Origin of the sequence: Alkaliphilus peptidifermentans DSM 18978, from assembly GCF_900101495.1 — a bacterium.
Classification (GTDB): Bacteria; Bacillota; Clostridia; order Peptostreptococcales; family Natronincolaceae; genus Alkaliphilus_C; species Alkaliphilus_C peptidifermentans.
On the sequence record NZ_FMUS01000040.1, the window covers coordinates 1 to 23455 of the forward strand.

Here is a 23455-nt window from a genome sequence, read left to right on the forward strand (position 1 = left end):
GTATTAGCAACGGTTTCCCGTTGTTGTCCCTCTGTACAGGGTAGGTTGCCCACGCGTTACTCACCCGTCCGCCGCTATTCAAATGTTCAACACTCAATACTCAATGAGTGCCACCGAATACTCAGTGTTGAACATTTGAATCGCTCGACTTGCATGTGTTAGGCACGCCGCCAGCGTTCATCCTGAGCCAGGATCAAACTCTTAATCAAAATTTCTGGGTACATCTTTTTAAAAGATGTGTTTTTTTTTGCTGGCTTAATATCTATACTGTTTAGTTTTCAAAGACCTGTAATTTCAAAGTTTTTATTTCAATCACTGCCAAGTGACAGCTTAACTATTATATCATTTTTGTGCTTAATGTGTCAAGTGTTTTTTCGCTGCTTTAATTTGTTGAATCTTGTTGTTTTTAAAGCCGCTTATATAATATATACTCTTTTTCACATTATGTCAACCACTTTTTTATTAATAATTTTTTCTTTTGCTAGTATTGTTTGTTGCCGCCCCTAGAGGCGACTTTTACTACTATACCATCCCTATACCCGTAAGTCAACTATATTTTAGTTGTTATATTCTTCCTTTATATTTCCTACATTAATATGTAATAAATACTTATAGAAGTTTATATGCTTATGTTTTTAATTTATGACAAAATTCAAGCGGTGATGGGTATTAATCTAAATTTAGTTTAAGTTAATATCTAATAATTTATACATAATATAATTAGAATGTGAGCTCCATTGTTACCATATACAAACCATTAGTCTTCGTCTTGTCCCTTCTTCGAGGCTTCTTATTATTGATTTAACCTTAGCTATACTAAAGTAGTTAATCCAACCGACTGTGATTTCATTTAATCTTGTCCTTAAATCTCTTTAAATAACTTTCATGTATTCTTACTTGGCCACCATTTTTGCTGAAGTAAAATGAAAACCCTAGTAATTCCTTCACTAGGTCTACCTTGCACTTGGTCAACAATTGGCACTAAAATCCCCGTGCTGGACTTTCACCAGTAGTTTCGCACTCGTGCTAGGCCCACAAGTAAAAAGGGAAATGATTATAATATCTTTTCCCTTTTTTTAACTTCATTTAACTATAGATAATTATTTTATATGTTTTTATTTGCAACACTTTCTCTCTCAATAAGCCTAGTTGCTACATAGATTTTTACTGGTATTGTATGATTGTTTGTGATTTTATACAGTAAATGATTTATAGCTAAACTACCCATATTTGAAGAATGTATTTTTATTGTAGTTAATGGAGGGAATGTGAATTTGGCTGTTGGAATATCATTAATACTAATAATCGATACATCATCTGGTATTTTTATGTTATGCTCTCTCAAAGCCTTCATAACCCCTATGGCCATTGAATCATTTGCTACAATAAAAGCTTGAGGCAAATCGTGGCTATTCTTAATAAAATTGAGCATTATTTCATATGCATTTTCTATACAAAACTCACCGATAACTACATGTTTTTCATTATATAGGCCTAATTGCTTCATGTATTCCTTAAAGGCATACTCTCTAGTGTCTATTGAGTCTCCTTCAACAACCACATCTCTTCCTCCAACATAGCCTATTGTTTCTACTCCTCTGCTAAGTAGATACTCTACCATTGAAATTATTGCCTTTTTCAAGTTCACTAGAATAGCATCATACTTTGTTTCATCTGGTGATGTATCAACAAATATGATATTGCTAGATATATTAACGAGGGTATTAATTTCCCCTTCAGTAAAATTTCCAATAGCTATAATGCCATCTAGATGATTGTTCAATTTTACTGCCTGTAACGCCAAGTTATTATCAACTCTATATGTCTTTGTAATTTGAATATTGTTTTTTCTACATTCCGTTTCAATTCCATATCGTATAGATAAATAATAGGGATCTTTTACTTCTATTTCTTCTGTATACGAACATACAACTAAAACCCTCATATCTAAATTTTTATATATTCGTTCGTTATATTTTTGAACAAAGGGTATATATTCTAATTCTTCTGCTGCTTCATATATTTTTTTTCTAGTCTCTTCTCTTACACTAATATTTTTGTCTCCGTTTAAAACTCTTGATACCGTCGCCGGTGAAACGCCGGCTTTATCAGCTATATCTTTGATAGTTGTCATTTTGCAATCACCTTTTCCATAATCTTATTTAGGTAACTTTATTTAATATTAATCAAGTCTTGTAGTTATATATTATAATATAGACTAAAGATTTTAAATATTTTATTAATAGCTTACTATAATATTTCTAAATTTGTCAAACAGCTGCGCATTGGCGGTAATGTTCTCTGAACTTCTTAAAAATTTACTGCCATCATCAACGGTACTAGAATTGGTACCAATGAGGATAACATAACACCTGTTATAAAAGAGACTATAGCAACACTTGCATCCGTTGACCTGGATATAATTGGAAGAGTTGTATCCATAGCTGTTGCACCTGCTGGAGCAATGGCTTCAAACTTTCCAATGTATTTAGCTACTATGGGTATACACGCTAAAGCAATAACTTCTCTAGATATGTTTGTTACAAAAGCCAATGTCCCCAGCTGTGAACTATGCTTAGACAATTCAATTGCTGAAAGAGAATACCATCCAAAGCCAGCTCCAATTGCACCAGCTTCATTATAGGGTATATTAAGAAATAAGCCTCCAACCATAGCTCCCAAGATGCTTCCAATACCAATCATTATAGGCACCCATAGTATTTTTAATCCCATAGTTTTAATCTTGCTAAACACATCTTTTTGCCTTCCTATGTCTATTCCAACAAAAAGTAATAATAAACATAATCCAAAATTTATTAATAAGTCTATATGATTTAATAAATCTGTAGGAAACATAAAAAAGCCAGTAAAAATTCCTATAAAAACAGCTACTAATATTTTAATGGTCATTTTCAGTCTTCACCTCCGTTTTAAGGATCATCCAAGAAACTGATTTGACTCCTAAAATACTAAATACTATGGTGAAAAAAGCCAATACTACTCCTTGGACTCCTATTGTTCCAAAGGAATATACTATTTCTTTATCTATACCAATTTTTACACCCATAATGAATAGCAAAAATAACAGGGCACAATTCTGCATTATACCTACCTTGTTTAATAGGCTAGATTTCAAGAGATTTTTATAACCTATAAATGCTCCTACTACTAGTATCAACAAATATAATAGTATGTTCATAATTACGTATCCTCCTAAGCTATTGAACTGACGATAAAGTTAAATATCATTTTTATCGGTCAGCAAAATCATAAATACAGCAGAAGTCCATGCAAAGGCAGGGTCAACTAACCCTTCACCAGTTATTGGGTCGAAGTTTTCTGCCATCCCATTTGATAGTGGAGCTTCGAGAAATTTCTTAGTTAATTCATTTGCAAAAGAATCTTCTCCCTGTCTTTTTAAGCTTTCAATAAAAATTAGCATCACAGGAGCCCACACCGGACCACGCCAATATCCATTATACTTAATTAAGTCACTTGATAATGCCTCAGTAGCTAATCCAAAGGGAGCATTGAAGCGATTTTCATCTTTTAATCCGTCAATTAATTTTTCTCGAATTGAAGGTTTTAATCTTTTGCCCAATATTACTGGTAAAAACAGCTGCAGGCTATCACCGGTATCAACCCATTTTTTTAAGCTTAAGTTGTATGCAGCAAATCTATCGCCCCTCCAAAGGGTGTTCTCTAGATTGTTAAGTAGAGATTGAGATTTACATAGCCATCCTTCTGCTTCCTTTTTCATATTAAGCTTCAAGGCTACTCTACTTAGAAAATCTGTCTGATATATTAGGAAAGCCGCTAAGTCTGGAGCAACCACTGGAATCCCCAGAGCAAAAATTGTTCCATTATCCCATCCAGAATCATTGCCATGGGCATAATATGGTAATCCCATATAGCTTTGTCGATTATCTAGCCAAAAACTTGTCTGCTTGGCTACAGTTTCATAAACTTCCATAAGTCTAGAGGGTTTACTAAAATAGCTATTAAGTTTCATTAAGTAATCATATGTCCATCCATATATAGGAGGTTTAGCAGAGCTGTAGGATGCATAGGTATCATTAATATAGTCTGGATATGCTCCACTTTCATGCTGATTATTTGAAAACATCATAAATTGACCATAGGCTAACTCTGGGTGAGAATGGGCAAGAAAAATTGCACCAAAGCAATTATCCCAGCTCCAGACATTTGTCATCCAATTTTTAGTCATATACATGGCTGGATACTTTAATAACCCTTCTGGCTTAACGAAGTTTGTCCAAGTAAGATAGGAAGCATAATGCTTTCCCTTTTCATAATAGGCAGGTACATCTCCTATTTTTTTATACCAGTCATCATATTCTTTTTTGTTTTTTTCCATAATATCCTTTAATGGTGGAAATGAATTTCTGCTCTTTGCTATAACCTTGTAGCTTTCTATTGCTATGTCAAAGGGTTCTTCTTTCTTTCCAAATGCTGTTATTTCAATTTTGGTATTTCCTATACTTTCCCAAGGGGCATCTACATTTAACTCCCCCTGTAATCTCCAAATGCCAAATCTTAGCTCCTTTGAATAGCTGCATAATTCCCAGTTGTCTTTTTTTATTTCATAGATATTATCATATTTTTTATGAAGGTATTTCATTCTAATTGCCATGTTGACACCCTCAATTCTTAGGGTATCTTCATCCTCAAAACAAAAGTACATATGTTGTTGATTATCTTCAATCCCATCTGATACTTTATTCTTATTACACTTTCTTGTTACCTCTAAAGAGATCTCTGTCCCCTTTATTTTAAGATCATCAATATTAATTAGCTTCCATTCTAAGCTACCTTCTTGATTATTGATGGGTTCAAGGAATTCTATACGAAACTGCTTTCCTAGTGAAGCATCTCCTCCTCGGATATCTCTTAAGTATAGAGCTTTTTCTTCAGCCTCCTCATATAAGGATATTACAAAAAAAGTGCCGAATCTACTAAATGGAATTGTTTTTAAGTCTACAATCTCTCTATCTATCATATTACCTCCTATTTTTAAGCCTATAAGGAAAGTCCCTTTATTGTAAAGCCATAGTTGAAATTAATTGGGTTTAATCTATGCTTTGGCAATTGAAGGGGCCCACAGCTGTTACTTCCCAGGCCATTATGCTTATAATCTATATTTACCCGAACAAATGGTTTTTCTATTAGCTCACTAGAATGTTTTGCATTTTGAAAATCTTCTTGTGTATAATAATGAGCACTAAAATTAAGAGGCTGCTCTCCTAAAAATTCTATGTCGTTTTTTTTATCTGATAAGCTTAACCAAGCTACTTTACTTCGATTCCCATTTTCCTGTGGGTATGGGTAGTTTGTTAGTAGATCCTCAACCTTCATTTTATATAAACCATACCGCCCAGATGTTTCACTGTCAGGGTATGTCTCATGGGGACCTTTCCCGTACCAGGTGACTGCAGCCAAGTCTTTGTTTACATTTATAGTAACTCCTATTCGAGGTAGCATTGTCTTCATTATTCTAAGTGGATCAAAGAGAGTTCCCTGTACTTTTGTTATAATGCTGCCATCATCAGTTATTTTATAGATTAATTTTGTCTTATAATGCCATGCTTGATTAGGGGCTCCTATGATTTCTTCTACCTCCACAGTAACACCCTTTTCATTATTCCACCACTTTACAGAGGTTGGTGCAGCCTTCATTAAATGTATATAATATTTATTTAGCCAGTCTTCTTTTATATACATATCATTATCAATGGGAGCTCGCCAAAAATTGATTTCTGGTCCTTTTTCTATTAATACTACATCATTAATTTTGTAGGTCAATAGCTTACCAGTAACAGTATCAAATGCAATTGTACTATTGTTGGCATAAACCGTTAGTTTATCGAAGGCTTCAACTGTTTTAGTTTTAACTGCATCATAACTTCTTTGTTGCTTGGTGACTGTATATATACTATTAAAGTAGGCATCTAGTGAAAATTGCTCCCAGGCTATTACATGCATTTCAGAGGCCCATTTTGTTTTTTCTCTTAATCTGGCTTCTATATCTATTACTATACCTGGTACTCCAGCAACTATATTCATAGATTTTGTTGCTTCAACTTTCAATTCTTCTATATTAATAGGTATTTCTATTTCTGCTTCTTCTCCTGGCTTTAGGTGTAATTGCTGAAATGTGCCTTCCTGACATTTTTGCCCCATAACACTAATGGTCCAGTTAAACGTAAGGTGACTTAATGTACTATAAATGTAGCAATTTTTTATTTTTACTTTAGGTAAATCATCTACTTGATAAAATTTTATTGGCTGAAAAACCTTTTTTACTTCCATCATTGCAGGAGATGGAGTTCTATCAGGAAATAACAGACCATCCATATTAAAGTTGCTATTATGCGGGAAGTCGCCGAAGTCGCCTCCATAGAGATATGTAGCCTTTCCATTTTTATCGTATCTTCTAATTCCATGATCAATCCATTCCCATATGAAGCCTCCATGTAATCTGGTGTAGGCCTCAAAGGTTTTCTGATAATCCCATAGCCCCCCTGGTCCATTTCCCATTGCATGGGCATATTCACATAAAACATGCGGCTTTGTAAGATCAGTATCACTTCCAATTGCTTCAAGCATTTCAATGGTGGAGTACATTGTGCTGTACACATCTGAGGCTTCGGTAGCTCTATCTCCTTCATAATGGATCAATCTGTCTTTGTCCATACTTCTAATTACTTCTGCCATTTTTATAAAATTACGGCCAAAGCTGGATTCATTACCCAGTGACCACATTATTACAGATGGTCTATTTATATCTCTAGCAACAAGTCTTTTGCCACGATCAATAAATGCAGCTTCCCATCTTGGGTCATCAGTAATCCAATCATAGCGATTGGTCAGTTCAAATCCATGACATTCAATATCTGCTTCATCTATAACAAATAGTCCATATTCATCACACAGTCGATAAAATAGTGGGTGATTAGGATAATGGGCTGTTCTAACTGCATTTATATTATGAGCCTTCATCAAAACAATATCATCTATCATATCCTGTATAGTTACTACTCGCCCGGTATCACAGTTAAAGTCATGTCGGTTAACACCTTTAAATATAATAGGAATGCCATTTACACATATCTGTTGATTTATGATTTCCACCCGTCTAAATCCTACTTGTTCAATAATTGTTTCAATTAGTTGATCTTCAGCGTATAGTTCTATAGATAAATCATAAAGATATGGATTTTCTGCATTCCATAAATGGGGATTATTAATTATTTGCTTACATTCAAAAGTGTCTTTACTTAAGCTCTCTATGTTGATTTTTTCTGTTTCAAAACTACTTATTAACTTTTCGCCTTCTTTTAAAATTATCTTCAACTGTATATTTTTTAATTGGTAATCATACTTGTTTTCTATTTCATAGCTGCCCTTTAATATCCCAATAGTATAATTTTCATTTAATTCTGTTTTAAGTTTTACATCCCAAATGCTTACTTTATCTGTAATTACCAGCTCTACCTCTCTAAAGATTCCACTTAGCCACCACATATCTTGATCTTCAAGGTAGGTTCCATCACACCATTGATAAACTGCAATGGCTATAGTATTGTCGCCAGATTTTATTACATTTGTTATGTCAAACTCACTAATCATTCGACTTCCTTGACTGTAGCCTATCTCTACTCCATTTATAGCAAGGTGAAAGGCACTATCTACTCCATGGAATCTTATTACAACTCTTTTTCCAATGGTTATGTTATCAAGATGTAGCTTTCTTCTATAAAATCCCGTTGGGTTAAGGGCCGGAACATATGGAGGGTTTATTGGAAACTGATAATATACATCTGTATAATGCATTTGTCCATAGCCTTCCACTTGCCAACAGGAAGGAACTTTGATCATATCCCAAGCTTTATCATCAAACAAAGGATTCCAAAACTCAGGATCAATTCTATTTGGTGCATCCATCCATTTAAAGCGCCACATACCACTCAAATCTATATTACTTACATTATGATCCTTCCTTTGAAAGTAAGCTCTTTCAGGTAATCTGTTTCGTTGTAATATTGTTAGTGATTGCCAATCTTTTTCTATCATTTTATCAGCTCCTTGCTATTTTATGCCTGTTTGTGTAATGCCATCTACAATTTGCTTTTGTGCAAAAAAGAAGGCAATAGTAGGGGGTATACAAATTATTGTTGTTACAGCCATAATCGCCGCCATTTTAATATCTCCACCTATCCCTTTGAATTGTGCTAACCCTAAGGTCAGTGTGTACTTTGCATTATCATTAAGGAATATTAATGGTCCTAAGTAGTCGTTCCATACAGCAAGTGTATTGAATACCCCTATCAATACCAAGGCTGGTTTTATCAGAGGCATGATAATCCTAAGATAAATTTGAAAAGGATTTGCACCATCTATCATTGCCGCTTCTTCAATATCTTTAGGTATACCCATTAAAAATTGACGCAGCATAAAAATATAAAATGGTGAACCAAACCACGAAGGAATGATTAAGGGCTTTAATGTATTTATCCATCCTAGAAAGTTAAACTGCATGTATAAAGGTATCATGGTAACATCCCATGGAATCATCATGGTAGCTAAGAGTATTATAAACAAAGTGTCTCTTCCTTTAAATTTGAAACGTGCAAAGCCATAGGCAACCAATGAGCATGATACTACTTGACCCATAGTTGTCCCAATAACAATAATAACTGAGTTAATAAGATATCGTGTGAAGGGTTGAGATGTCCAAGCATTATAAAAATTTTCAAAATGCCATTTTGTTGGAATCCATACAGGTGGATAGGCATTTAATTCTGAAGCACTTTTAAAAGCTGATGTAATAGTCCAAAAATATGGAAATAAAAACAGTGTGCTAAAAAAGACTAAAAAACTGTAAATGAATATTTTTTTCGGCCAACTCATTTTATTCATTTTAATTCCTCCTGATTAATTATGAAATATTAGCTATTTCTTTCCATCAGACTCGTAATAAACCCATGCTGATGATGATTTAAAAACTAAAAGTGTAAGGGTTAATATTAGTACGAACATTATCCAGGCATTGGCAGAAGCGTATCCCATTTCAAAATGTTTAAAAGCATTATTATATACATGCATTGCATAGAAATAAGTTGAATTGGAGGGCCCTCCCTTTGTCATAACCAATGCCAGAGTTAATTGCTGAAAAGCAGAAATAATCGTCATTATTAGGTTAAATAATATTGCAGGAGTAATTAAAGGTAAAGTAATCTTAAAAAATCTGCCTATAGCTCCCGCTCCATCAATACTGGCTGCTTCATAGTACTCCTTTGGTATATCCTTTAGTGCAGCAAGAAAAATAAGTACCATTGTTCCCTGTCCCCATAAGCTGGCTATAACCATAGCGAAAATTGCCCATTTAGGATCACCCAACCAATTGGGGCCAGTAATATTAACAAGTGATAGTAAATAATTAATCACTCCATAATTTACATCAAAAATCCATATCCATATCATTGAAACTGCTACTCCAGAAATAACTGAGGGTAAGTAAAAAATTGTTTTAAATGCTGACTTTCCCTTTACTTCATTATTAAGTAGTAAAGCAAGGCTTAAAGCTATCAAAATGTACAATGGCACAAATATTAGTGCAAATTTAAATGTAACACCCATACTATGATAAAACATTTTGTCTGAAGTAAAGGCACGTATATAATTACTAAAACCAATGAATTTTACATCCCCAACAATAGGCCAGTCAAAAAAGCTCATTATTAGTGAAAATATTAATGGCCCTATTGTAAAAAATAAAAAACCTGCAATCCATGGTAAAATAAACAGATATGGAACATATGATTTTTTTACTCCACTGTTGGACTTTTTTAGATTAATCATATGCTTTAATCTAATGACATTTGCTTTCATATATTATCCTCACTTTCATTTAAATAAGAAACGTAGTTTTTTATAATTGAATAATTAAATGAATTGACCCTACACAACCCATAATTATACAATCGCTTTATCTAAAAACTACGCCTCTTATATCTATTGAAATCGTATACTGACATAGTTGTTAATTAAGTAAGAATGAATTATACAATTTCTCCAGCTATCTATTTATCAGTGAAATATTGTTTGCTTTCTTCAACTGCATAGTTTAAAATCTCTCTAACATTAACGGTTTCTCCATTTATGGTATCAACAAATATCTTTTCTATTGCATTTGAAATCTCTTCAGCTATTCTACTGTATTGAGGATGTAATAAAAAAGCTGGTGTATTATTTTCGGCTGTTTCTAGCATTTGGTAGAATGGAGCATAAAATGGATCTTCATTATAGCCTAATTCATCTGCAACGCTTTTTAATACTGGCAAGTCTGTTTTTGCCCTCATCTTAACAGCCTCTGGAGAAGAATAGAACTTGATGAATTCCCATGCAAGCTCCTTATTTTTGGCATCCTTTGCCATACTAATTGCCGATGAATTAATTACACTACTGGCAGGTACAGTTTTACTGGCTCTTGGAAGACCCACTATTCCTAGATTTTCCTCTCCAATAGCTTCTATATGAGCTGCCAATGGCCAAATACCACTTTCTTGGATTACAACATTTCCACCTCTAAAGGCCCTACTTATGCTCTCTTGAGCTCCTAAGGCAGATCCTTCCTTGATCATGTCAGCAAAAAACTGCATTCTATTTATTGTTGCTTCTGAATTTAGATATCCATCAACTGTAGAACCATCAGGCGCAATGTAGGCGGTACCATCGGTCCATAGGAATTGTTCAAAGTCATAGGGATCTGGTTGCGTAGGTACTGCAAAGCCATAACGTCCCACTGATGGATCTGATACTTTTCTTGCTATCTCTCTAAATTCATCCCATGTCCAATCATTTGTGGGATAAGGAATGCCTGCTTCATCGAATATAGCTTTATTGTAGTAGATAACATGAGATGTATAGCCTACTGGCAAGCCATAAATTTGGTTATCTATTGTGCTATAGTTGATTATACCTGGAAATAGATCAGCCAATATTGCTTTAAAGGACTGGTCTTCTTCCATATACTGGTTAAGGGATTCTAACGATGCGCTATATGTTGGGAAATCCCACATGTACATAACATCTGGTGGGTTTTTTGCTCCAAATCCAGCAGCTAACTTTTGAGAGTAACCATCAGCATAGGCTTCAACTTGAACTTTAACACCTGGATTAAGCTCCTCAAAACGCTTTGCAATATCCCTCTGTACTTCAAGTACTTCTGCACTATCCCAGGTTGCGAATCTAATTACATTTTTTTTGCTTTTGCCACAACCTACAGCTGCAATCGTTATCATAACAATTAATAAAAACAAAAACCCTTTTTTCATAATGATCCCCCTTTTTGGTAATGGAACAAATAAATAATCTTTTCTAATTTAAATTATTCCATTTAGTTTAATTTTCTTATAATTCTTATTATTATTTTACTAAAACATTTACCTGATGTAAAGATAATATTTACTAAATTGTTTACTAAAAATAATTTTTTTGTTTGAAATGGCTTATTGTCAACAATTCAAAGCCTCCTACAATAGTTATTTTCTAATTATAGGAGGCTTTTGATTTTTTATATGGAATTAAGAAAATCCTTAAAAGCATTAATTCCTATTTCACTCTGCTTAAATACACCTGCATCTAATAATATTCTCTCGAAAATTTTACCTACCTCATATTTTAAAATATCCTCAAAATTATTATTTGGGTTACAGTACTTTTCCTTCAGATACATAAACCACTTTTCATAGTTTTCCATGCCTTCACACTCATTAAAAAAGCTAGAACCCTGTAGGCACTCCTTAATTATGGATAATTCTCTTTTTAATCTTGAGGGTAAAACAGCCAAACCCATCACTTCAATAAGCCCAATATTTTCCTTTTTAATATGATGCAAATCACTGTGGGGGTGGAAAATTCCTAAGGGATGCTTTTCATTAGTTCTATTATTCCTTAACACTAAGTCTATTTCAAATTTATTGTCTTTAAACCGTGCAATTGGTGTAATAGTGTTATGGGGTTCATCTTTTGTGCAGGGAATTATGTCTACCTCCCTATCGCAATAATTTCTCCATCCATCTAAAATAACCTCACTAAGGTCTATTAGTCTATTTATGCTCTTGCTTCTTATGCGAATTACTGAAAGAGGCCATTTAACTATACCTGTCTCTACATCATCAAAGCCTTTTATTTTTATTGACATCAGTAATGGTGCTTTTTCCATTGGAAATCTGTGATTTCCTCCTTGAAAATGATCATGGGATAAGATGGACCCTCCTACAATTGGTAAATCTGCATTTGCGCCTATAAAATAGTGGGGAAACTTTTCTACAAATTCTAAGAGCCTTGTAAATGTATCCCTACATATCTTCATAGGCTCATGTTCTCCTTTAAAAATGATAGCATGCTGATTATAATACACATAGGGAGAAAACTGATAATACCATTTCTCATTATTCAGTGTTAATGGTATAATTCGATGATTTTGTCTTGCAGGATGATTTATCCTCCCTCTATAACCTTCATTCTCTCTACACAATAAACATTTTGGGTAGCCCATTGATTTCTCTTCTTTTGCCATTGCAATAGCTTTAGGATCCTTTTCTGGTTTAGAGAGATTAATCGTAATATCTAGACTCCCATATTCAGTGTTGATTTCCCAGCTAATATCTTTTTTTATTCTCTCCTGTCTGATATAATTTGATGCCAAAGATATTTTATAGTAATTCTCTGTTGCCATAGTTGGTGCTACATTGTAATCCTCATAGAATTTACTAATTACTTGACTAGGTAGCGGCATAATACAGTCCATCAACTTTGTGTCTAGTAAATCTCTATTTACGGATGTATTATCCATTAATTTTTTTTCTATAAATGCATAATCTAATAAATTGTCTAGGATAGGCTGAGGATTATCAAGCACTTCTTCCTCTATATCTACATCTACAAAATCATCTATATCCAGCACTTCTAATATTTTATTAATCCTATAGAAAGCATCCGCTTCTTCTACTAGATTATTCCTAATTCCATAATTTACAAGACGCTTTATTTCCTTATAAATATTCATAATTCGTTCCACCTCTATCTTTTGAATCCGTTGGGATTATTTTTATGCCACTTCCAAGCTGATTCAATTATGTCCTCTATTTTAGTATATGTTGGCTTCCATCCAATTTCTTCTTTGGCTCTTTCGCTTGAAGCAATTAGTATTGAGGGATCCCCTAATCTTCTATTCTCAATTACAATTGGTATTGGATGTTCTGTTACTTCTCTTGCTGCTTCAATTACTTCCTTTACAGAAAAACCCTCTCCATTTCCTAAATTATATACAGTCCTTTCTTTTACCTGACGCAATTTGTTTAACGCTAGAATATGGGCCTCCACCAAATCCATTACATGAATATAATCCCTAATACAGGTTCCATCTGGAGTATCATAGTCGTCCCCAAAAACCATGATATTGGGACGTTTGTTCAAGGCTACAGACAAAATTAAAGGGATTAAATGAGTTTCTGGACTATGATCTTCTCCAATATGAGCATTCTGGTGAGCTCCAGCTACATTGAAATATCTAAGAGAGATATATCCCATATCATAGGCTTGACTTGCCCATTTCAGCATTTTTTCAACTGTTAATTTAGTTTCACCATATGGATTAGTAGGCTCTGTTCTGTCGCGTTCAATAATAGGAATGTTTACTGGTTCTCCATATACTGCGGCAGTAGAAGAAAACACAATTTTATCTACTTTATGGTTTTTCATTGTTTCCAGCAGTATCTGAGTGCCATATACATTGTTGTTGTAATACTCTAAGGGTTCCTTCATACTTACACCTACCAATGAATTGGCTGCAAAGTGCATAACTGCATCTATTTCATTTTCATTAAATACCCTCTGTAGAAATTCCTTATCTCTAATGTCTCCTTGATAAAACCTTGCATTACTATGAATTGCTCCTAAATGTCCGGTCTGTAAATTATCAACTATTATAACTTCTTCATTCCTGTCAATTAATTTGTAAACACAATGGGAGCCAATATATCCTGCCCCTCCACATACTAAAACAGCCATAATCATTAGCCTCCTTTAATCTTTACTTACTTGGATTATAAGATTTGTCTAACCCCATCTCCTATTGTAGCTACATAAAAATCTGCTCTGCCTCCCGTTTTCTCTTGATATTTCCTTCCAACCTTATCAACGAATTCCTCAATTTTTTTATTATAAACTAGATTAATAGTGCATCCACCAAAGCCAGCCCCTGTCATCCTTGAACCAATTGAACCATACTCTAATGCTGCTTCAACTAAGATGTCTAATTCCAAACAACTAACTTCATAATCATCCTTTAGAGAAATATGTGATTCATTGATTAACTTGCCAAACTCCTCTATATTTCTATTTTGTAAAGCTCCAACAGCGTTAATAGTTCTTTGGTTTTCGTAAACAGCATGTTTAGCTCTCTTCCTATAAACCTCATTCATAATTAATTTTTTATTTGCCTCGAATTCCTCTTCTGAAAGATCTCCTAATGTATTAATACTTAACTTTTTCTGTAGATCCTTTAATGCAGCTTCGCTTTCTTTACGTCTTTCATTGTATTTAGATGCTGCTAAATCACGTCTCTTATTGGTATTTGCGATTATTATTGAAATGTCCTTTAATATTAACGGCACAAAGTCGTGCTTAAGTGTATTGGTATTCAGTAAAATAGCATGATCTTTTTTCCCCATGCCGCATGCAAATTGGTCCATAATTCCACAATTTACTCCAATGAATTCATTTTCTGCTTTTTGGGATAATTTTACCATGCCAAGTCTATCAATATTTAAATCGAATAGAACCTTTAGAGAAATACTTGTTACCAGCTCAATGGAAGCACTGGAGGATAATCCTGCTCCATTGGGAATGTTGCCAAAATACAGCATATCAAAGCCTGTTGAAATCTTATAGCCTGCATCTTTAAAGATTTTAACCACACCTTTAGGATAATTAGCCCAATCATGTTCCTTGTTATATACCAATTGATTAATATCTACTTCAACAATTCCCAAACCTTCATAGTTTTTTGAGTATAGCCTAATCTTATCATCCTGTCTTTTACTTGCAACTGCATAGGTTCCAAAGCTTAAGGCGCAAGGAAAAACACAACCTCCATTATAGTCAGTATGTTCACCTATCAAATTCACTCTCCCTGGCGCAAAGAATGAAAGTACATGATTGTTATTTCCATAAAAAACATGCCTAAATTCCTTTTTTAAACTCTTAACGTCCATATTGACCTCCTCATAAGGTATTTTTTAAGGTTTTTTTATAATTTAAACTCCTAAGAATAATTGATTATATAGTATATAATTTACTAAACATTTAGTAATGTGTCAATCGTTCCTCACGGAATCTAATGAATATATTATCTAAATTTTTCATTATAGTTATTAGACAGAAGCATTTTCCTTATGTCTTCTAGATCAACTGCCTAGAGTCGCTAAAGGTAATGTTTATATAAAACTCATTTAACTAAAGAAATTTTTAAAATTAATGTAAAATCTTTTAAATAAAAAGTTATAATAATGATATAGATAAAACTTAATACAATAAGGGGGAAATGACTAGTGAGATTGCCAGATAGTATTAATTTAGCTAATTTACCTACAAAAATTGAAAGGCTAGAAAGGTTTTCAGAAAATCTAGGGGACATAAATATCTATATAAAAAGAGATGATCAAACAGGCACAGAAATCGCTGGAAACAAAGTAAGAAAGTTGGAGTATGCTGTTAAAGAGGCCCTTGATAGTGGCTGTGATACTTTGATAACTTGTGGCGGAATTCAGTCAAACCATGCCAGGGCCACCGCAGCCGTTGCCGCTAGACTAGGAATGAAGGCGGTATTAGTATTAAGAAGTGATGAGACCCCTCAACTAGAAGGTAACTATTTCTTAGATAAGCTTTTGGGAGCTAAAATAATATTAATTTCATCTAAAGAATATGCAACAGCTAGAAATGAAATTATGGAAAACATTAGAGGGGAAATAAGTAAGTCTGGAAGTAAAGGCTATATTATTCCTGAAGGTGCCTCAAATGGCATCGGTACCTTTGGATATTTTAAAGCCATGGAGGAAATAAAGCAGCAGGAGGAAGAAATGGGTATTATTTTTGATGGAATTGTTGTTGCTGTAGGCTCAGGGGGTACATATGGAGGGTTATTCCTTGCAAATACACTCTATAAGTATGGCAAAAGAATCATTGGTATCAATGTATGTGATAATGCAGAATACTTCAAAAACAAAGTCATTAGTATTTTAGAGGAAAGTGGCCTCTATTTAAATGAACCTTTTCTTTATCAAAAGAATGATATAGAAATTATAGATGGCTATGTGGGTAGAGGCTATGCTTTAAGTGATAAAAAAGAATTAGACTTTATTTATAATTTTTCAGCTATGGAAGGGATAATTTTAGATCCTGTCTATACCGGTAAAGCAATGTATGGATTAAGCCAAGAGATAAAAAAAGGAAGTCTTATAGGGTTAAAAAACCTCTTGTTTATTCACTCTGGAGGAGTATTTGGCTTGTTCCCCAAAAGAGATATGTTTGAGTTTTAATTTCTGAGATTTTTCAACTCTTATACGTGTACATATATAAAAAACCTCCTATTTGGTAGTAATTATTTACACCATTTAAGAGGTTTTCACATTTTGGGGGATAGACTCCTTGTATTAATTAAATATATCCTTACTATCTATATGAACAATTTAAATTACTTTATATAATTCACTATATTTGCTTCTTTATTAATCTTTCCCTTTATTTTTGGTGTGTTACAGCTCATTATTACTGTAATTCCTGGTCCGTGTCCTGATTTTATACAGTCACTATGAACAACCACACCTATTGATACTGAATCTTTTAAATACTGTCTTCCAAAGGTATTATCACAATCCTTTAAAAGAACTAGGTCCCCAAATCTGAGGTTTTCTATACCAAACTTCAAGTTGGCTGATTTGTCACCTGTCATAATATCATAATCTCCAGAAAAAGCCGTGCTGCCACCAATACCTGAGCCCATTAAATAGGCTGGTATCTCCGTCACTACTGGCACTTCTATTACTCCTTTTTCAATTTCTATTACTCCAATATTATCGAATAGTACTGGATCGATATTCATGCATTTTATTTCTTCTATTCCTTCAATTTCTAAACCTTGCCCATATGACTTAATTAAAACTGCATCATTAATAGCCATTTTTTCTAAGTCTTCTCCATCAAAATAGATTAATACATGATCAATTCCTCCGTGCTTACCTGTTACATATCCCTTTGCTCCTTTTGCTTCTCCACTAATTACCCTAGCCTCATTTCCTATACAGGCCAATAAGTTTAATGCTCCATTCTCTAAAGAATTATCATTTTTAATACTTACTCCAGGTTCAATATGATCTCCGACCCAGCCCATACAAGAATCTCCTACCTTAACATTATATGTAATACCTCCAGTTGCAGGTAATACTTGGGCCAATCCATTTCTTCCAATACGATATGGTGACGACGCGATAGGATTATGAATTTTTCCTTGTACAGATTGCATAACTAATTTACTTTTATTAGTTAATAACATAGTAGCCCTCCTTTTTTATTTCGTAGTTCTAAATTTCTATATTAGTTTTCCTATTCCTTCAGCAAATTAATTTTTCTTTACAAATATTTTATCTTTATATTTTTCTAGTGTTAGTAGTAAAGGGTATCCCAACCCATAGCATGCTATTAATTGTCCTATGGCAACCCATACCATAGAGATTAATAATGGCAGTTGATATAGGTAGTTTAGTATAAAGCCGATAATTATTCCATTAATAATAACAGGAGGAAGCGGGACAATCCATTTTCTTGACGCTTTATAGGATAAGTATGCAGCTATTAAGGAAGCTAAGCTGCCAAATACAATGTCAATCATTCCATTACCACCAAACATATTAGCAATTATACAGCCTACAAATAAGCCTGGTATAGCAGCTGGTGTAAAAAAGGGCAATATTGTCAATGCTTCAGAAATTCTCACCTGAATTTGACCATAGCTTAATGGCGCAAACAAAATAGTTAGTATAGCATATATTGCTGCAATGGCTGATGCTTGAACAATAAATAGTGTTTTCTTCATGATAAATTACCTCCATCTATCTTTCCTTCTATTAGTTAAGCTATAAGCATTATATAAAAGATTACACAAATCTTCAAGAAATGATAATCCTTAATCAATGGGATGTTGTAGAAATCAGTGCTGTTTGTAATAAATAAAAATATAAAATAATAAATCCGTTGAATACCTCCAACAGATTTATTATTTTGCATTTTTATTATAAACTTTTTAGGTTATAGTAATGGATGTTCATCTCTAGCCTTCAATCTATTCCATCTACGATCAATTTCCTTTTGTATGCTTTCTAGTTCTTCTTTGTTCTCCTCTGTCAACAAATGCTTTGTAACTCCCATTCTATCATAAAATTTAGAAACGGGCATTTTTTTCTGTGATTTTTCAGGGTCATAGGTTATCTTAGTTATTCCGTGATATACTTCATATAATGGGAAGTAACAGCTTTCCACAGCTCTTCCAATGACACTTCTCTGCTCTTCTGGTGGACTCTTCCAATTTAATGGGCATGCAGAAATTGCTTTAACATACGCTAGCCCTTCATTGTTTGCAACATACTGAGCCTTAGCGGCTTTTTTAACAAAATCAACAGTATGGGATTCTGCTACAGTTGCTATGTATGGAATATGGGTTCCTGCCATTATCATTGGGGTATCCTTATGAAAGGTGCTAACTCCGCCTTTCTTCTGGAAGGTGCTTTTCCCAGCAAAGGATGGTCCAACGATTGAGGTTTTACTCTCCGCTAAATGAGGTGTTGTATAAGATAATTGATATCCAGTATTCATATATCCGCCATTGTCATATTCAAATATTATCATGTTGTGGTTTCTTAATGCAGTCCCTATAACAGGGCCCATACCAATATCCATTCCACCATCACCACTGACCATGACAAAGTTTATCTCTAAATTCTTATCTATTTCACCTCTCCGTTTTCTTTCCTCAAACATTTCAACTACTCCACTTAATGTTGCCGCGCCATTTTGAAAAAGGTTATGTATATAGGTTGATCTAAAAGCTGTATAGGGGTATCCTGTTGTAACAACCATGGCACAGCCAGTTTGAAATAGAAATACTACATATCCCTTTAGTCCCTTTGTAAGTAGATTTAGATTTGGGAAGATTCCACAACCAGGGCAAGCCTGATGACCAGGAGCAATTCTTTTTGGCATTTCTGTAAGATTTCTTGTATTTACTCCCTTAACTATTAATTCACCTGTTTCTTTATTTTTTTCAACAGTAATTTTATTATCAAAAAAGTCACTTACAACATCTTTCACATATTTCTTTTCTTCGTAATGCTTATTTCCTTCATAGGCTCCTATATAGTCAAACTCTTTAATTATTTTGCCAGATTCTGATACTTTTAATGTTTCTTTTAAAAGTTCTAGCGCATCATCTACATAAAACTCCTTGCCTCCTAGACCGTAAATCCGATTGAATATGAGGGTTTTGTTCTCTGGGTCATCCTTAAGTGTGGCCTTTATCTCTATGCTCATATTACCAGCCTTTGCACCATAGCTCTCTTGTCTATCAGCTATACATAAGGCTTTTACATTTCTAAATATCTCGATAATCTCTTTTTTAGGCCACGGTCTTAAAATATTGGTTGATACAATACCAACCTTCTTTCCTTCCTTTCTTAGAATATCGACTGCCTCCACAGCTGTATCAAAAGAAGAGTTAAGAACAAAAAGACATGCCTCTGCATCTTCCATTTTATAGGTTTCTAAAATGTTATAGTACCTTCCTGTTAGTCTACCATACTCTTCTAGTATTTTGGGTAATACCTCATATGCTTTATCCATCGCATTACTTAGTTGAACTTTATTGTTAATAAGGTCTGGCTCATTCATATATGGTCCTATTGTGATGGGGTTTTCAGGATCTACTGCAGTGTATTTAGGTTTATATTCTCCTAAAAACTCTTTGATGTTTTCTCTATTTTTGAATACATAGTTTCTTCTTTTTTGATGACTAGTAAAGAATCCATCGCTTCCAACTATAACTGGTAGCATTACGTCCTCATGCTCAGCAATCTTTGTTCCAACTATATTGAAGTCATAAATTCGCTGTGGATCTTTGGCCATAAGTATAATCCACCCTGTGTTTAGGGTATACATTATATCACTGTGATCTCCCTTGATATCTAATGGCCCAGAAACAGTTCTGGTTATAACATTCAAAACCATTGGTGTTCTTGTACCTGACTGCACAGGAAGCTGTTCTAATGCGTATAGCAACCCATTTGCAGAAGTAGCATTAATTACTCTGCCTCCTGCTAAGGCTGCACCATAGCAAATTCCTGCTGCTCCATGTTCTCCGTCTCCTGGTATTAAGACTATGTTATGTAGTCCTTCTGCCTTAGACGAGCTTAATTCCTCCGATACACCAGTAGAAGGGGTTATAGGGAAATACCCCATTACATGAAAATCCATATGGGCGGCGGCTATTGCTGCCATTTCATTACCATTTTTAAAAACGGCTTCTTGTTCTCTCATCTTTTTCCCCTCTTTCTATAGTTTTATAGTTATTTTATCTATTTCGTGTTCAGCTTCTAGTTCTTCAGTTAGAGCTTCAACAGGGCATACATCTACACATCTTAGACAACCCTTACAGAATTGATAATCTAATCCTTCATTAAACATTTGATTTTTACCTGTTTTTGAATCTTCCTTTTCTACAAAGCTAAAACAATAATCTGGACATGTTGTTTCACACATACCGCAGTGTATACATCGATCTAGGTGAAATAATGGGATTTTCCCTTGTCTACTTGTTTGGTTGTTTTTTAGTATACTACTTCCAGCTTCTACTATAACTCCTCCTATGGGGGCATTTTCATATCCCCAATCACCTTGTACCTCCTTAAATGATATAACTGGAAACCTACCATCTTCATCAAATTCCATGACTTCAACTTGACTATAGCCTGCCTCAAACCCCCTAAGGTTTGCCTCTAACTGTTTTTGATATTTTTTACCAAAGGTTTCACTAATTGCCTCCTTCATCACTTCTTTATCGACAAACTCCATAGCCCTTGTAATAGCACCTATCATAACTACATTCATTCTTACTTTTTCTTCATAAGCTATTTTTATTGCATCAACAGTGAAAATCTTGCCTCCAGCTAATCTTAAATATTCTCTTGCTTTTTGTGGATCTTTATCAGTATTGATAACAACCGTTGCATCTGGTTTAACTCCAGCAGTTATTGGTATACGCGCAGCTAGGTTTTCATGAAATACTCCAAGTAAATGAGGCTCTGTTACCGGACTGTTAATTCGTATTGGTTGATCTTCATCACAATAGCGTATAAATGAGCTGACGGGTGTTCCCTTCTTTTCTGACCCATAGCTTGCAAAATTTGACCCGTTGAATCCCATGCCTACTACACCTGCTTCAGCAATTATCTTACCTGCTACATTTGCTCCTAGACCACCTATGCTTTCTAGTCTAATTTCATAAAATCCAAACTGATTTTTTTTTGGTATACTACTTTTTTGCACACTTTTTCCTCCTTTACTTTTTTAAATTTCTTATGTAATGCTACGTATATATTGTTTGAATACTTCTCCATCTTCTATTGTGCTTTGAATTGTCTTAACTTTTTCTGTTTCAAAATTTTTTAAGTAAACGTTAAAATAGTTATTGGCTTCATCTGTTTCATAGTATACGCAACGGTAGCCCTGTTTATATGATTCTTCAAAATCTTTAATAATGGATATGTTGGAAAATTCATTCATTGAATCAATCCTCTCTATAGTTTTTTAGCCATTATTAGGGAAATATTTGGATACGATTTATAAAAATATATTTATCAAATGAGGTGAAGATTATTCACATCATTTTCATTATTATTAAGTTATATAAAAAACCTTGCATTTTTTTGCTCTTTGTATGGTAGAAATGGCATAATTGTGATATATAATACATAGACATACTTTTTAGGGGAGGATTAAAAAATGTTTCGATCAAGATGGATTGTCGGTATTTTTATTATTTTTTTAGGGATTATATTTTTATTAAACAATTTGAATATTACTAGCTTTGATATGTCTAGTTTAATTTCAACCTATTGGCCTATCATATTAGTTCTTTTGGGATTAAGCTTTCTTTCTAGGAAAGAAAGTAAAGGAGAAATGCTATCAGGAATTGTTATAATTTTTTTAGGTGTTGTTTTTCTTGGGAGAAATACAGAACTGTTCTATATTGACTTATCTTATTTTTGGAGACTATTTTGGCCAACAGTTATAATTTTAGCTGGAATCAGCCTTTTAACCGGTAAGCATAATGTTGGTAAAAATAATTTTGCCATAATGGGAGGCATTGAAAGGAAAAATGCACCTTGGCAGTTAGAAGCAGGTTCCTATACAGCTCTAATGGGAGGAATTGAATTGGATTTGACGATTGCAGATATTCCTGAAGGTGAAACTATACTTGATTTCACTGCTGTTATGGGCGGCATTGATGTATTGGTTCCTAAAGATATTACAGTTCATTGTCAGGGTACAGTTGTTCTTGGTGGAATAGAACTATTGGATCGATCTACTGGAGGTATAATATCTTCCACTAGAAGTGAACAGATTTATGAAAACTCTTCTAAACAATTGAAAATCTATTGTCGTACCATCATGGGTGGTATAGATATAAAAAGCAAGTAAAATACATATATAAAAAGCCCTTTCTTAATAATTCATTAAGAAGGGCTTTTTTACATTTTAAATGACGATTCTTTTTCCATAGTTTCTAATACTTTAATAAACAAGTTTAAAGTTTTTTTTCTTTCTTCTTCCTCTAAATTGTTTATTGTGCTTTTATTTTTTTTCATTTTTTTTATTCTATATTGGTTAATATCTATAATTTTTCCATTCATTTTAATCACATCCTTTAGTAATAACTCCTAATGTATATTTTCTACTTTCTTTAAAAAAATCCTGCTTCTTAAAAATAAAAACTCCCTTATCTTAAGGAAGTTTTTCTAAACCGCAACGTCCTACTCTCCCATGAGTAGACAACCAAAAGCTTGCTTTTGTGTTGGTCACTTTGTTAGCGATACAAAACTCATTTCATACTTTTACAATTTAAAAATGAGTTGTAGTTGAGCTAAAAAGCTTCCCGCCAAGTACATATTAGTTGAAGCTGCCCTATTTATAGACATAAAAAAACTCCCTTATACTTAAGGAAGTTTTTTTTAAACCGCAACGTCCTACTCTCCCAGGCAGCTTCCCGCCAAGTACCATCAGCGCTGAAGGGCTTAACTTCTGTGTTCGGGATGGGAACAGG

General features: G+C 33.8%; 19 protein-coding genes, 2 rRNA genes and 1 pseudogene. 2 read left to right on the top strand and 20 right to left on the bottom strand.

Annotated features, from left to right (window positions below; all coding sequences use genetic code 11):
- From BLP68_RS19770 to BLP68_RS19830, 13 genes and pseudogenes are all read right to left on the bottom strand, one after another.
- A 16S ribosomal RNA gene (locus BLP68_RS19770) occupies positions 1-209 on the bottom strand; the annotation flags it as partial.
- Between the two features lie 531 nt (positions 210-740).
- Positions 741-857, bottom strand: a pseudogene (locus BLP68_RS22535) (group II intron maturase-specific domain-containing protein); the annotation flags it as partial.
- A 248-nt stretch (positions 858-1105) separates the two neighbouring features.
- Positions 1106-2134 (bottom strand): LacI family DNA-binding transcriptional regulator, encoded by a 1029-nt coding sequence (locus BLP68_RS19780; protein WP_091547336.1) that lies wholly within the window; start codon positions 2132-2134, stop codon positions 1106-1108.
- Positions 2135-2310: 176 nt separating this feature from the next.
- A complete protein-coding gene (locus BLP68_RS19785) occupies positions 2311-2910 on the bottom strand; it encodes a LysO family transporter (protein WP_091547337.1) in 600 nt (199 codons plus the stop codon).
- Complete coding sequence (locus BLP68_RS19790) at positions 2900-3199, bottom strand: LysO family transporter (RefSeq protein WP_091547339.1); 300 nt, start codon at positions 3197-3199, stop codon at positions 2900-2902. Before BLP68_RS19790 ends, BLP68_RS19785 begins: the two co-directional genes overlap by 11 nt.
- A gap of 39 nt (positions 3200-3238) precedes the next feature.
- Positions 3239-5020, bottom strand: a complete 1782-nt coding sequence (locus tag BLP68_RS19795; protein WP_091547340.1) for an amylo-alpha-1,6-glucosidase — start codon at positions 5018-5020, stop codon at positions 3239-3241.
- Positions 5021-5040: 20 nt separating this feature from the next.
- On the bottom strand, positions 5041-8094 hold the full coding sequence (locus BLP68_RS19800) for a glycoside hydrolase family 2 TIM barrel-domain containing protein (RefSeq protein WP_091547342.1): 3054 nt from the start codon (positions 8092-8094) through the stop codon (positions 5041-5043).
- Positions 8095-8109: 15 nt separating this feature from the next.
- Positions 8110-8940, bottom strand: a complete 831-nt coding sequence (locus BLP68_RS19805; protein ID WP_330389246.1) for a carbohydrate ABC transporter permease — start codon at positions 8938-8940, stop codon at positions 8110-8112.
- Positions 8941-8973: 33 nt separating this feature from the next.
- On the bottom strand, positions 8974-9912 hold the full coding sequence (locus BLP68_RS19810) for a carbohydrate ABC transporter permease (protein WP_330389247.1): 939 nt from the start codon (positions 9910-9912) through the stop codon (positions 8974-8976).
- A gap of 191 nt (positions 9913-10103) precedes the next feature.
- Positions 10104-11357 (bottom strand): ABC transporter substrate-binding protein, encoded by a 1254-nt coding sequence (locus tag BLP68_RS19815; RefSeq protein ID WP_091547343.1) that lies wholly within the window; start codon positions 11355-11357, stop codon positions 10104-10106.
- A 239-nt stretch (positions 11358-11596) separates the two neighbouring features.
- Positions 11597-13093 carry a UDP-glucose--hexose-1-phosphate uridylyltransferase gene (gene galT / locus BLP68_RS19820; protein ID WP_176759126.1) on the bottom strand — a complete coding sequence of 499 codons (1497 nt, stop codon included), beginning with the start codon at positions 13091-13093 and terminating at the stop codon, positions 11597-11599.
- Between the two features lie 14 nt (positions 13094-13107).
- Positions 13108-14097 carry a UDP-glucose 4-epimerase GalE gene (gene galE, locus BLP68_RS19825; protein WP_091547345.1) on the bottom strand — a complete coding sequence of 330 codons (990 nt, stop codon included), beginning with the start codon at positions 14095-14097 and terminating at the stop codon, positions 13108-13110.
- A gap of 35 nt (positions 14098-14132) precedes the next feature.
- Positions 14133-15302 (bottom strand): galactokinase, encoded by a 1170-nt coding sequence (locus tag BLP68_RS19830; RefSeq protein ID WP_091547347.1) that lies wholly within the window; start codon positions 15300-15302, stop codon positions 14133-14135.
- Positions 15303-15638: 336 nt separating this feature from the next.
- On the opposite strand from BLP68_RS19830, the gene BLP68_RS19835 reads away from it, so the two are divergent.
- Positions 15639-16625, top strand: a complete 987-nt coding sequence (locus BLP68_RS19835; protein WP_207647954.1) for a D-cysteine desulfhydrase family protein — start codon at positions 15639-15641, stop codon at positions 16623-16625.
- Positions 16626-16780: 155 nt separating this feature from the next.
- On the opposite strand, the gene BLP68_RS19840 is transcribed toward BLP68_RS19835, so the two are convergent.
- The 5 genes from BLP68_RS19840 to BLP68_RS19860 all read right to left on the bottom strand — a co-directional run bounded on the left by BLP68_RS19840 (position 16781) and on the right by BLP68_RS19860 (position 21915).
- Complete coding sequence (locus BLP68_RS19840) at positions 16781-17638, bottom strand: DUF4438 domain-containing protein (protein ID WP_091547349.1); 858 nt, start codon at positions 17636-17638, stop codon at positions 16781-16783.
- A 66-nt stretch (positions 17639-17704) separates the two neighbouring features.
- Positions 17705-18178 (bottom strand): QueT transporter family protein, encoded by a 474-nt coding sequence (locus BLP68_RS19845; RefSeq protein WP_091547351.1) that lies wholly within the window; start codon positions 18176-18178, stop codon positions 17705-17707.
- 212 nt (positions 18179-18390) lie between these two features.
- Positions 18391-20670, bottom strand: coding sequence for a thiamine pyrophosphate-dependent enzyme (locus tag BLP68_RS19850; protein ID WP_091547352.1), 2280 nt, complete (start codon positions 20668-20670; stop codon positions 18391-18393).
- A 15-nt stretch (positions 20671-20685) separates the two neighbouring features.
- Positions 20686-21678, bottom strand: coding sequence for a 2-oxoacid:acceptor oxidoreductase family protein (locus BLP68_RS19855; protein ID WP_207647955.1), 993 nt, complete (start codon positions 21676-21678; stop codon positions 20686-20688).
- Between the two features lie 30 nt (positions 21679-21708).
- On the bottom strand, positions 21709-21915 hold the full coding sequence (locus tag BLP68_RS19860; RefSeq protein WP_091547355.1) for a hypothetical protein: 207 nt from the start codon (positions 21913-21915) through the stop codon (positions 21709-21711).
- A 219-nt stretch (positions 21916-22134) separates the two neighbouring features.
- Between BLP68_RS19860 and BLP68_RS19865 the strand changes: the two genes are divergently transcribed.
- A complete protein-coding gene (locus BLP68_RS19865; protein WP_091547356.1) occupies positions 22135-22833 on the top strand; it encodes a cell wall-active antibiotics response protein in 699 nt (232 codons plus the stop codon).
- 50 nt (positions 22834-22883) lie between these two features.
- Here the strand turns inward: BLP68_RS19865 and BLP68_RS21895 are convergent, their stop codons facing one another.
- Positions 22884-23045: a hypothetical protein gene (locus BLP68_RS21895; RefSeq protein WP_176759127.1), complete on the bottom strand. Its 162-nt coding sequence runs from the start codon at positions 23043-23045 to the stop codon at positions 22884-22886.
- 320 nt (positions 23046-23365) lie between these two features.
- A 5S ribosomal RNA gene (gene rrf / locus BLP68_RS19870) occupies positions 23366-23455 on the bottom strand; the annotation flags it as partial.

What these genes read in the sequence shown, in the direction of transcription:
- BLP68_RS19785 (WP_091547337.1), bottom strand. Translation starts at nt 2,910, where the DNA reads ATGACCATTAAAATATTAGTAGCTGTTTTTATAGGAATTTTTACTGGC.
- BLP68_RS19800 (WP_091547342.1), bottom strand. Translation starts at nt 8,094, where the DNA reads ATGATAGAAAAAGATTGGCAATCACTAACAATATTACAACGAAACAGA.
- BLP68_RS19845 (WP_091547351.1), bottom strand. Translation starts at nt 18,178, where the DNA reads ATGAAGAAAACACTATTTATTGTTCAAGCATCAGCCATTGCAGCAATA.
- BLP68_RS19810 (WP_330389247.1), bottom strand. Translation starts at nt 9,912, where the DNA reads ATGAAAGCAAATGTCATTAGATTAAAGCATATGATTAATCTAAAAAAG.
- BLP68_RS19815 (WP_091547343.1), bottom strand. Translation starts at nt 11,357, where the DNA reads ATGAAAAAAGGGTTTTTGTTTTTATTAATTGTTATGATAACGATTGCA.
- BLP68_RS19795 (WP_091547340.1), bottom strand. Translation starts at nt 5,020, where the DNA reads ATGATAGATAGAGAGATTGTAGACTTAAAAACAATTCCATTTAGTAGA.
- galT (WP_176759126.1), bottom strand. Translation starts at nt 13,093, where the DNA reads ATGAATATTTATAAGGAAATAAAGCGTCTTGTAAATTATGGAATTAGG.
- galE (WP_091547345.1), bottom strand. Translation starts at nt 14,097, where the DNA reads ATGGCTGTTTTAGTATGTGGAGGGGCAGGATATATTGGCTCCCATTGT.
- BLP68_RS19860 (WP_091547355.1), bottom strand. Translation starts at nt 21,915, where the DNA reads ATGAATGAATTTTCCAACATATCCATTATTAAAGATTTTGAAGAATCA.
- BLP68_RS19865 (WP_091547356.1), top strand. Translation starts at nt 22,135, where the DNA reads ATGTTTCGATCAAGATGGATTGTCGGTATTTTTATTATTTTTTTAGGG.
- BLP68_RS21895 (WP_176759127.1), bottom strand. Translation starts at nt 23,045, where the DNA reads ATGAATGGAAAAATTATAGATATTAACCAATATAGAATAAAAAAAATG.
- BLP68_RS19780 (WP_091547336.1), bottom strand. Translation starts at nt 2,134, where the DNA reads ATGACAACTATCAAAGATATAGCTGATAAAGCCGGCGTTTCACCGGCG.
- BLP68_RS19790 (WP_091547339.1), bottom strand. Translation starts at nt 3,199, where the DNA reads ATGAACATACTATTATATTTGTTGATACTAGTAGTAGGAGCATTTATA.
- BLP68_RS19840 (WP_091547349.1), bottom strand. Translation starts at nt 17,638, where the DNA reads ATGTTATTAACTAATAAAAGTAAATTAGTTATGCAATCTGTACAAGGA.
- BLP68_RS19805 (WP_330389246.1), bottom strand. Translation starts at nt 8,940, where the DNA reads ATGAATAAAATGAGTTGGCCGAAAAAAATATTCATTTACAGTTTTTTA.
- BLP68_RS19830 (WP_091547347.1), bottom strand. Translation starts at nt 15,302, where the DNA reads ATGGACGTTAAGAGTTTAAAAAAGGAATTTAGGCATGTTTTTTATGGA.
- BLP68_RS19850 (WP_091547352.1), bottom strand. Translation starts at nt 20,670, where the DNA reads ATGAGAGAACAAGAAGCCGTTTTTAAAAATGGTAATGAAATGGCAGCA.